Source organism: Streptomyces beihaiensis, assembly GCF_026274175.1.
Lineage (GTDB): Bacteria > Actinomycetota > Actinomycetes > Streptomycetales > Streptomycetaceae > Streptomyces > Streptomyces beihaiensis.
The window spans coordinates 37,018-47,554 of the sequence record NZ_JAPHNL010000264.1; the positions used below are offsets into that span (position 1 = coordinate 37,018).

Here is a 10,537-nt window from a genome sequence, read left to right on the forward strand (position 1 = left end):
CCTTCGCCTCGTCCCGGCCGCCGCTCGTTGGGCGTCACCGGGTCATCCTCGCACGCGGCACCGACGCCCGTCCCACCCCCCGCGCCCCGCAAGGCCGCACGGACGCCAGGATGCCGCACGGACGGGGGAGATTCCGTGACGACGCGTGCGTGCCGGGGCGGCGACCGGGATGCTGGTGCGGGCCACGAACGGGGGACACACACGATGGCGCACGAGAAGCGGCGCGGCGACAACGCCGCCCCGAACGCCGGGACCGGCACGGCGACCGGTCCCGCACTGGAACTGCTCGTCCACGGCGTCGGCGGCACCACACCCGCCGCGATGCTCGACGACCCGCGCACGGCCCGGATCTCCGGCGACGCGACAGCGGCCGTCTACCGGCGCGCCGAGGACGTCGACGCCGAGAGCAGGCCGGGCGACTACCGCGACAGACCGATCCGCGAGGCGTACGTGTGGTGCAACCTCACCTCCGGCAACGGATCGCGGGCGCTGTGGCTGTTGCTGCTGCCGTTCATGGTCGTCAACCTGGCGCACTGGATGCGTCCGAACGCGCTGCGGGTGACGCGCACGGTCCGTCTGTACGGCGTGATCGCCCGCCTCACGGGCCTCACGCTCACCGTGCTCCTCGTGGCCGCCGCCTGCGAGGTCGCCCTCGACCTCACGGCCTGGCAGTGCGCCGGCCGCGCCGCGTGCGCCGCGCACCACCGCTGGCTCGGCTTCATGGCCGTCGACGCACACGGCCACGGCGGCTGGTGGAGCCTGCCCGGCCGCCGCCTCGGGCTCGCCGCGGTCGTGCCGGCCGGCCTGACGGCCCTGCTGTGGTACCTGTCGCACCGCACCTGGGCCGCGTACGAGTCACAGCGCCCGCTGGAGCACCAGCCTGAGCCCGACGACGGCGACCACAGCACCGCGCTGCGCAGGCCAGGCTTCTGGTACGGGCGCCGCCTGGTCTCCCGGCTGCGTGCCGCGCACACCGCGGCCGGGCTGCTCACCGTGGCCGCCGCCGTCGGCGCGTCCGCCGCCCGCTACGACCGGCGGCCGGGCGGCCCGGTGTTCCTGGACGTCATGGGCCGGGTGCTGGTCGCGGCTCTGCTCGCGGGCGCGCTGCTGGTCGTGGGCGTCGTCGTGAGCCGTGGCCGCAGCGAGAACCGTGTCGACCACGACGTCGACCACGCCGTGGTGCGCGCCCTGCCGTACGGCGCCCTCGCCCTGCTCGCCCTCACCATGGTCTACGCGGGCTGGTCACGCCCGCACTGGCACACCTCGGGCCGGCTGCCGGGCAACGCGGCCTTCGGCTGTGTCGCCCTCGTCCAGGGCGCCCTCGTCGTCGCCCTTGCCGTCGCAGCGCGGGCCGTGTACCGCACCGCCCCCGACCGCCGCACCGTGCTGCGCGGCTTCGGAGGTCCGGCCACCGCCGTGCTCGCCTGCGCCCTGGGCGGCGTCATGACCGGCGGCGTCGCACAACGCGTCGCCGACTGGCTCGACGGCACCGACCACCTGATCGCGGGTCCGCCGCCCCTGCTGTCCTGGCAGGCGTCCGTCATCCCACCGCTCCTTGCGGTGCTCGCCCTTCTGGCCGCCGTACTCGTCGTACGCACCGTACGGCGCACGCGGCGCCAGGAGGCCCAGGTCCGCGTCGACTACGGACTCCACGACGACGCGAGGGGCGGCAGCACGGGCGGTGAGCCGCCGGACGCCGCCCGGACGCGGCGCATCGCGAGCACACGCGCGCGTGCCGCCCTCACCGACCGGGCACCGACGGCGATCGGCATCACCGCCGCGGTGACCCTGCTGCTCGGCGGGCTCGCGGTGGTGGGAGCCTGGGCCACGGGACAGGTCCCGGACACCGCGGCCGACGCGGCCGCCCCCGTCGTCGACGGCGCCGCCGACACCGCACAGGCCCTCGGCTCCTGGCTGATCGGCATCGGCTTCATACTGCTCGTCACCTTGGGGCGGCGCGCCTACCGGGACCCGTCCGCGCGTCGCACCGTCGGCATCCTGTGGGACGTGGGCACCTTCTGGCCGCGCGCCGCGCACCCGTTCGCGCCGCCCTGCTACGCCGAGCGGGCCGTGCCCGACCTGACCTGGCGGATGGACACCTGGACGCGGAACACCGGAGGCCGGCTGATCCTCTCCGGCCACTCGCAGGGCAGCGTGCTCGCCGCCGCCGCGGCCTGGCAGCTGCCGCCGTCACTGCGCAAGCGCGTCGGACTGCTCACCTACGGCTGCCCGCTGGAGCGGCTCTACGGGCGCTGGTTCCCGGCCCAGTTCGGGCCGACGTCGCTCACCACGCTGCACCGCCAGGTCGACTGCTGGCGCAACCTGTACCGCCTGACCGACCCGATCGGCGGCCCGATCCGGCTCCCCGGCGCGGCGGGCCCCCAGGTCGACCATCCGCCGCTGCTCGACCCGCTCGCGTACGGCCGCACCGAGCAACACCCGCTGCCCGCGCCGATCCTGGGCCACGGCGACTACCAGGCCGACCCGGCCTTCGACCGGGAGCGGGACCGGCTGCTCGCCCGCCTCAAGCCGGGCGTCCCGGCTCAGGCAGCTCCGGCAGATCCTCCGGGTACAGCAGGGTGAGGTCGTCCGTGCTCGCGTCGGCGACCTGGGCGACGCGCCCCGCGTGCCGCTCGACCATCGACTCGAACGTCTGCCGCGCGGTACGGCCGTTGCCGAACGCCGGGCCCTTCGGGATCGCCGTGAAGTACGTCACCAGCGCCTCGGCCGTGCCGGGACCGAGCCGGTACTCGTGCTCGTCGGCCTGCTGCTCCACGATGCGCAGCAGTTCCTCGGGAACGTAGTCGGAGAACGTGATGGTCCGGGAGAACCGGGAGGCCACGCCTGGGTTGACGGACAGGAACCGCTCCATCTCCGCCGTGTACCCGGCGACGATCACGACGACCGCGTCCCGCTGGTCCTCCATGAGCTTCACGAGGGTGTCGATGGCCTCGCGGCCGAAGTCCCGGCCGGAGTCCTCGGGCGAGAGGGCGTACGCCTCGTCGATGAACAGCACGCCGCCGTGGGCCCGTTGGAAGGCCTCCTGGGTGCGGATCGCCGTCGAGCCGATGTGCTCGCCGACCAGGTCGACCCGGGACACCTCGACGAGGTGCCCCTTCTCCAGGACGTCGAGCGCGGCGAGGATCTCGCCGTACAGGCGGGCCACCGTGGTCTTGCCGGTGCCGGGGGAGCCCGTGAACACCAGGTGGCGGCGGACGGACGCGGCCTTGAGACCCGCCTGCCGGCGCTTGCGGCCCACCTCGATCATGTCGGTGAGCGCCCGCACCTCCTGCTTGACGCTCTCCAGGCCCACCAGTGTGTCCAGTTCGGCGAGGACGTCCTTGGGCGTGCGGGAAGGCCCCGGCGGCTGCTGCGGCTCCTGCGGCTCGGCGGGCTGCTGCCGGGGCACGCCGCCGAGCAGACCCACCGGTTGTGTCGCCCGGGTCGCCATCTGGTGGGCGGGTTCGGCGGCCGGGGCGTTCGCGGCGGGGCGCACGCCGCCGCTCTCGTCGCTGGTGCACTCCTCGACGAGCGGCCCGTCCTCGGCGAACTCGAAGCCGCCGCGCGCGCACCGCTCGGTACGGCACTTGCGCAGGGTCGTACGGCATCCGTCGATGACGTGGAAACCGAACCCCGAACTGTCCGAGACACGGCAGCCGTGGAAGGTGCCGCGGCCGCCCGCCGACACGTAGAACCCGGCTTCCGCCGGGGAGGTGACCGTGCAGCGCTCGACCGTGGGATCGGCGCCCTTGGTGACGATCACGCCCGTCTGGGTGGCGTCCACCGTGCAGTTGGCGAGCGTGCCGCCGCTGCCGTGGTCGCGGAACCAGGCGCCCGTCGATGCCTCCCGGATGCGGCAGTCGTCGAGCTGCGCGGTCGCGCCGTCGCTCACCGACACCGCCGTGTTGCGCACCTGCGACAGGTCGGAGTCGACGACGTCCACGCGCGAGCCGCGGTCGAGCACGAACAGCGCGTCCGGTACGTCCCGCACCCGGCACGCGTCGAGGACCGCCGTCGCGCCGTCGCTGACCCACACCGCCGGGTAGTCGCCCGTACTGTCGTGGATCTCGCACTGGTTGGCGTCCACGCGGGTGCCCGGGTCCCACACCGACAGGCCGTTGCGCCCGAAGCGGCGCACCGATGAGCGGGTCAGTGTCAGGACGGAGCGGGAACGCAGGTCGATCGCGTTCTCCGGCACGTCGTGGACGCGGCAGTCCGCCAGGGTGAGCACCGCGTCGGTGTCGAGGGTGATCCCGTCGCCGGTCGTCCGGTGCACGTCACAGTCGGTCAGGTGCGCCCCGGCGCGACCGGTGACCTGGACGCCCGCGCCCTTGATCTCGTAGACCTCGCAGCCCGTCGCCTCCAGGCCGCTGTGCTCGCCGGTGGCGAGGAGACCGGCGCCGGACGCGTGGTGCACCCGGCACCGCTCCAGGCGCGGGTGCGCGCCGCCGCGGACGACGACACCGGCCTGCCCGGCCGCGACGACCTCGCACTCCTCGAACACTCCGCCACCGCCGTCGAGTACGGCGATACCGACACCGCCCGCGTTGTCGACGGTGCAGCGGCGCACGGTCGGGCGGGCGCCGCCGCGCACCTCGATGCCCGCCGCCGACCGGGTCATCACCCGGACGTCGATGAGCTCCGGCGCACCCTCCTCGACGAGCAGCGCAGGCGCCGCCGCGTCTTGGCCCTCCATCTGCAGGCCGCGGACCGTGGCCGAGGCCCGTACCGTCAGCGGCACCCCGTCGACGGGCGCGATCCGCACCGAACCGGCCGCCCCGTCCGGGCCACGCAGCGTCACCGCGCGCCGCAGCACGAGATTCTCCCGGTAGGTGCCGGGGGCGACGGTCAGTACGTCACCGTCGGCGGCCGCCTCCAGCGCGGCGGCCAGCGACGCGTACTCGCCTGTGCGGCGCCGCCACCGCGATGTGCCGGTGTGCGTCACCTGGACCGTGCCCTGTGCCATGGCGCTGTCTAGCCCCCACCTCGTCGTACGCGGGTCGTTCTGCGCCCTGACCGGCGCTCCTCCTGCGGAGGGTGGGACCACCGTAGCGTGTGCGGAGCACGGCAGTTGACGAGATCCGGCGCGGCTCAGCTGCCGGTGCCCGTCCGGCCCCAGTCGGGTCCGGCGATGTCCCAGGCGTGCTCCCAGCGGGCGTACCGCCGACGGACCATGCGCCAGACGATCACGCGCCGTGTGCCCTCGACGAGTCCGGTGACGGCGACCGCCGCACCGAATCCGGCCAGCACGGCGTGGGTGAGTGCGGTGGGCCGGTCCAGCGGGCGGTTCACCACGTGCCCGTGGGCGTCGGTCCACAGCGGGAAGGCTTCGCCCTTGTGGGGCGTGGTGAGGGAGGAGACGACCTCGCCGTGGTGGGCCGATCCGTCGGGCGCTTTCCACGAGGCGACGACGCGGGTGTGGGCGTCGCGGGTGGTCGAGGTCTCCGGATCGGGGTCGAGCGGCGGCTGCGCCACCTTCTTCACCACGGTCGCGGTGACCGCGTGCCGGGTGCGGTGCTGCTCCCGCACCGACTGGTAGAGCGCGTCGCGCGACAGGGTTCCCGCGACGATTCCCACGACAGGGGCGGCGACGACGATGAGGAGCAGCGCGACCAGCGCGACCCACGCCTCCGCCAGATCTGTCCCGCGGCGCAGCGGATTGTGCCGCCAACGCCACAGACCGGTGATCGCTCGCACGGCCTGCACCCCCTTCCCCGTCCGCCAGGTCCCGGACGGCAGCGCCCACGCTCGAACGGAGCGAGAGCAAGCGGAGTCACCCGCTCGACCCTGCTCGTCGTCGGCTCGACACTGCCATTGTCTCTCAACGAGCGTGTCGTGCTTTCGGGTTCCCCCACTCGTTGACCGTTATTCGAGGATCGTGACCGGGTCACCGACGCTGATCGTCCCTGTGGTCTGCGGGATCAGATTGGTCCCGAAGCACAACTGGTCACCGAAGCGGCGGTGACGGGCGAGGGTGCGCAGGGGCTCCTTGCCGCGCTGCGTGGTCTCCTGGTCCGTGGTGGTCACCACGCAGCGGCCGGACTTCTTGGCGACACGGAACGTGACCGAACCGATGGCAAGGCGTGACCAGTCGTCCTCCGCCCATGGCGCGGACCCCGCGAGCACCACGTTCGGCCGGAAACGATTCATGGGCAGCGGGCCCTCGTCCGCGTGGTCGCCCTGCGCGATGAGCGAATTGAGGGCGTCGAGGGAGGAGAGCGTGGTCAGCAGCAGCGGATAGCCGTCGGCGAAACTCACGGTATCGCCCGGCCGCGCGTACTCCGGGTCGACGGGACGCCTGGTCGCCGGGTCGTCCAGGTGCAGCAGACGTATGTCGGTCTCCAGATACGCGCTCCACCACGCGTGCGCGGCGTCGTCGGCGAGGACCGCCTCCACCTTGTCGTGCCAGACCTCGATCGTGGTGGTGGCGACCGGCTCCGGTATCTCGACCGTGAGCGGCTCCATGCCCGGCGCCGACAGCCGTATGCCGCCCGGGAGCAGTTCGGCGGAGGCCAAGGTGAGGCGCGGGTGCGGGCGTTGGGTGACGATCTTCCCGCGGGCGTCCACGAGGACCCAGCGGCGGTCCCCCGCCAGGCCCCACGGCTCCACGTCGACGGTGCGCGGCGCGTGCCCGCGCACCGACTTCAGGGGGTGGACATGGATGGCACTGAGCTCAGGTCGCGACATGGCCCCCATCCTGCCAGCGGTCACCGACAGCGCGGAGGGCGGCGGCCGGACCGCTCCGCCGGGGCGCCGCGGCGTGCGGGGCTCAGTAACCCCGGTACTGCTGGCGGTTGTACGGATCCGCGTACGGAGCCGGGGCCTGGGCGGGGGCGGGGCGCGGGGCGGCCGGACGCATGGCCTCGTACCCGGTGTTCTGCATCGGCCGGGCGGGCTGCGCCTGCGGGCCGGGGTAGCCGCGCGGCGCCGCTGGGGCCTGCTGGGGGATGTACGCGGTGGGGGCGGGCTGCATCGGCGCGTGCTGCTGCGCCGGGTAGCCGTAGGAGGGCTGCTGCGGTGCGGACGGGCCTGCCGGGAGGGCGGGCAGCGCGGCCGGCAGCGCGGGCAGATGACTGCCGCTGTCGTACGCGGCGGGAACCCGGATCGGAGCGATCTGGGGGGTGCCCCGCTCTGCGACGAGGGAGTCGTAGATCGGAGTGTCCGGGAAGGACGGCGCGGAGTAGTAACCGCCGCCATAGGTGGAGCGGGGGGAGGTCATGACACATAAGTTAAGCCCACGATGTGGTCGTTGGGGAGACCGATAAGAGGGTTCTTTTGCGGGATGCCTGGGGCCGCGCATCCCCAATCCGAGCGAACTTGGCGGAAAACGGTCGTCGTTCCTGGGTGCGGCCCTGTAGAGGCGCGAGGGAATAGGTTGATCGGAAACGCGGAGACGTTCCGGATCACCACCCGGATCGCCGCTCGGATCATCAATGGGGGTAGACATGACAATGGCCAAGGGATCGAATGTCGCGGTGTCCGCGCCCGCGGTCCGCGTCGAAATGGGGTGGCGCCGCGGGGCCGGCATCCCGGACGCCGACGCCTCGGCGCTTCTCCTGGTCTCCGGAAAGGTTCGCTCCGACGCCGACTTCGTCTTCTACAACCAGCCCGCGCACGCCTCCGGAGCGGTGCGCCACGAGGGCAAGCGCACGGACGGCGGCGCCGCGACGGACACCCTCCACGTCGACCTCGCGCGCGTCGAGCGCGAGGTCGAGAAGGTGATCCTCGCCGCCTCGGCGGACGGCGGCGCCTTCGGGCAGGTCCCCGGACTGTACATCCGGCTCCTCGACGCGGCCGACGGCACCGAGCTCGCCCGCTTCGACAGCACCGACGCCACGGTGGAGACGGCCTTCGTGCTGGGAGAGTTGTACCGCCGCCAGGGAACCTGGAAGTTCCGCGCGGTGGGCCAGGGCTACGACAGCGGCCTCGCGGGCCTCGCCACCGACTACGGGATCGTCGTCGACGAGCCGCGGCACACCGCACCCACCACGCCGGCCGGTACGCCGCCCGCGCCGCACACCGCGCCCGCCACGGCCCCCGTGCGTCGGTCCAAGGTCACCCTCACCAAGGCGGCGCCCACCGTCTCCCTCGCGAAACAGGGCGGCACGTCGGGCGCCCTGCGCGTCAACCTCAACTGGCAGACGCGCACGCAGCCGCGCGGCCTGTTCGGCGGCGCCCGCGCGCGTGCCGCGCAAGGCGCCGTCGACCTCGACCTGTGCGCCCTGTATGAACTCTCCGACGGCCGCAAGGGCGTCGTCCAGGCGCTCGGCAACGCGTTCGGTTCCGTGCACCGGCCCCCTTACATCCACCTCGACGGCGACGACCGCAGCGGCAGCGTCGTCACCGGCGAGAACCTGACGATCAACCTCGACCACAGGCACGACTTCCGGCGCATCCTGGTCTTCGTCACCATCTACGAGGGCGCGCGCAGCTTCGCCGACCTGCATGCGACGGTCACCCTGCGACCCCTGAACGGCGCGCCCATCGACTTCTCGCTCGACGAGTGCACCGTGCCCTCCACGGTCTGCGCCCTCGCGCTGATCACCCGTGAGGGCGGCGACCTCACCGTGCAGCGCGAGGCCCGCTACCTGGTGCCCGATCGCGGTGTCAGCCCGCAGCGCACCGTGGACCGCGCCTACGGGTGGGGCATGAACTGGACGCCGGGCCGCAAGTAGCGCACCGGGCGTGCCCGTCACCGCTGCTCGGGTGCTGCCCGCGGACGCGCGTACGTGCGCCCCTTCCAGGCCGCGCCGCGCCCCCGGTAGTGCTGCACCGCCGAGTCGACCGTCATGAGCAGGTAGAGGAACGCGGTGAACGGGAGCAGCGGCGCCAGCCACAGCGGCTGCCCGTAGTAGCGCAGCATCGGCATGTACGTCCCCGCCATCACCGCCCAGGCGACCCCGCCGAGCAGGGCGGTCGGCGCGCTCCCCGCGGCCACACCGGCCACCAGCGCCGACGGCGGCACCAGATATACGAGGGCGAGCCCGAGCACGGTGCCGAGCAGCACCACCGGGTTGTGCCGCAACTGGGCGTACGCGCTGCGCGACACCATGCGCCACAGGTCGCCCAGGCGCGGATAGGGCCGCACACTGTCGACCCGCTCGGCCAGACCGAGCCAGATGTGCCCGCCCGACCGCTTCACCGCCCGCGCCAGCGACACGTCGTCGATCACCGCGTGCCGGATGGCGTCCGGGACCCGCGCCCGCCGCGCCGCCTCGTCCCGCAGCAGCACACAGCCGCCCGCCGCGGCGGCGGTGCGCGCTCGCTTCCCGGCGATCCAGCGGAACGGATACAGCTGGGCGAAGAAATACACGAACGCCGGCACGACGAGCCGCTCCCACCCGCTCGCCACCCGCAGCCGCGCCATCAGCGAGACCATGTCGTAGCCGCCCGCGCGGGCCGCCGCCACCAGCGTGCGAAGACTGTCCGGCTGGTGTGCGATGTCCGCGTCGGTGAGCAACAGGAACTCGGGCTCGCGCGCGCGTGCCAGGCCGATGCCGTGCCGCACCGCCCACAGCTTCCCCGTCCACCCGGCGGGGGGTTCTCCGGGCGAGCCGACCGTCAGCGGCAGGCCACCGTGCCGCTCGGCCAGAACCCGCGCGAGGTCACCCGTGCCGTCCGAGCTGCCGTCGTCCACCAGAAAGACCTCCGCCCGCCCCGGATAGTCCTGCGCGAGCAGCGACGGCAGGCTCTCTGGCAGGACGGCCGCCTCGTCACGGGCCGGGACGACCACGCACACGTCGGGCCACCGGTCGATCTCCTCCCGCGAGCGCGCCGGCAGCCGCAGGTCGGTGCGCCAGAAGAACCCCCGGCACAGCAGCAGCCACACCCATGCGGCCAGTGAGGCCGCTGTGATCCACGCAACGACGTCCATGCCGCGCAGTCTGCCCCACGGGCCGGGCCGCGACGGGCCGATCGCGTATGGTTTGCGGGTGAAGATCGCGCTCATGGACACGGGTATCGGACTGCTCGCGGCCGCCGCCGCGGTACGGCGCCTGCGGCCGGACGCCGATCTCGTCCTCTCCTCGGACCCGGACAGCATGCCGTGGGGTCCGCGCACCGCCGAGGACATCACCCGGCGCGCCCTGGGCGTCTGCGAGGCCGCCGCCGCGCACCAGCCCGACGCCCTGATCATCGCCTGCAACACCGCGTCCGTGCACGCCCTGCCCGCCGTGCGCGCCCTGCTCGAACCGGAGATCCCCGTGATCGGCACGGTCCCCGCCATCAAACCCGCGGCGGCGGGCGGCGGCCCCGTCGCCATCTGGGCCACACCCGCCACCACCGGCAGCCCCTACCAGCGCGGGCTCATCCGGGACTTCGCCGACGGTGTGCGGGTCACCGAAGTGCCCTGTCCCGGCCTCGCCGACGCCGTGCAGTGGGCCGACGAGGACGCCGTCGACCGTGCCATCGCCGCCGCGGCCGCCCTCACGCCGGACGACGTGCGGGCCGTCGTCCTGGGCTGCACCCATTACGAGCTGGTGGCCGAGCGGATCCGTGCCGCAGTGCAGCGACCGGGCGCCGAACCGCTCGTCCTGCA

8 protein-coding genes are annotated in these 10,537 nt (G+C 73.6%); 3 read left to right on the forward strand and 5 right to left on the reverse strand.

The features are described 5' to 3' along the window. Positions 1-204: 204 nt before the first annotated feature. Positions 205-2,583 carry an alpha/beta hydrolase family protein gene (locus OFY01_RS21275; protein ID WP_266602312.1) on the forward strand — a complete coding sequence of 793 codons (2,379 nt, stop codon included), beginning with the start codon at positions 205-207 and terminating at the stop codon, positions 2,581-2,583. Here OFY01_RS21275 and OFY01_RS21280 read toward each other — a convergent pair. From OFY01_RS21280 to OFY01_RS21295, 4 genes are all read right to left on the reverse strand, one after another. Then, positions 2,525-4,966: a right-handed parallel beta-helix repeat-containing protein gene (locus OFY01_RS21280; protein ID WP_266602314.1), complete on the reverse strand. Its 2,442-nt coding sequence runs from the start codon at positions 4,964-4,966 to the stop codon at positions 2,525-2,527. The genes OFY01_RS21275 and OFY01_RS21280 overlap by 59 nt on opposite strands. Before the next feature lie 125 nt (positions 4,967-5,091). After that, complete coding sequence (locus tag OFY01_RS21285; protein WP_266602316.1) at positions 5,092-5,697, reverse strand: Rv1733c family protein; 606 nt, start codon at positions 5,695-5,697, stop codon at positions 5,092-5,094. A gap of 168 nt (positions 5,698-5,865) precedes the next feature. Then, positions 5,866-6,687, reverse strand: coding sequence for an MOSC domain-containing protein (locus OFY01_RS21290; RefSeq protein ID WP_266602318.1), 822 nt, complete (start codon positions 6,685-6,687; stop codon positions 5,866-5,868). Between the two features lie 82 nt (positions 6,688-6,769). Then, positions 6,770-7,219, reverse strand: coding sequence for a DUF6643 family protein (locus OFY01_RS21295; protein WP_266602320.1), 450 nt, complete (start codon positions 7,217-7,219; stop codon positions 6,770-6,772). Positions 7,220-7,451: 232 nt separating this feature from the next. Between OFY01_RS21295 and OFY01_RS21300 the strand changes: the two genes are divergently transcribed. Next, positions 7,452-8,675, forward strand: coding sequence for a TerD family protein (locus OFY01_RS21300; RefSeq protein WP_266602330.1), 1,224 nt, complete (start codon positions 7,452-7,454; stop codon positions 8,673-8,675). Positions 8,676-8,692: 17 nt separating this feature from the next. On the opposite strand, the gene OFY01_RS21305 is transcribed toward OFY01_RS21300, so the two are convergent. Beyond that, positions 8,693-9,874: a glycosyltransferase gene (locus tag OFY01_RS21305; protein WP_266602322.1), complete on the reverse strand. Its 1,182-nt coding sequence runs from the start codon at positions 9,872-9,874 to the stop codon at positions 8,693-8,695. Between OFY01_RS21305 and OFY01_RS21310 the strand changes: the two genes are divergently transcribed. After that, on the forward strand, positions 9,873-10,537 hold a 665-nt coding region (locus OFY01_RS21310), incomplete at its 3' end, for a glutamate racemase (RefSeq protein ID WP_266602332.1). The two genes, OFY01_RS21305 and OFY01_RS21310, sit on opposite strands and share 2 nt — an antisense overlap.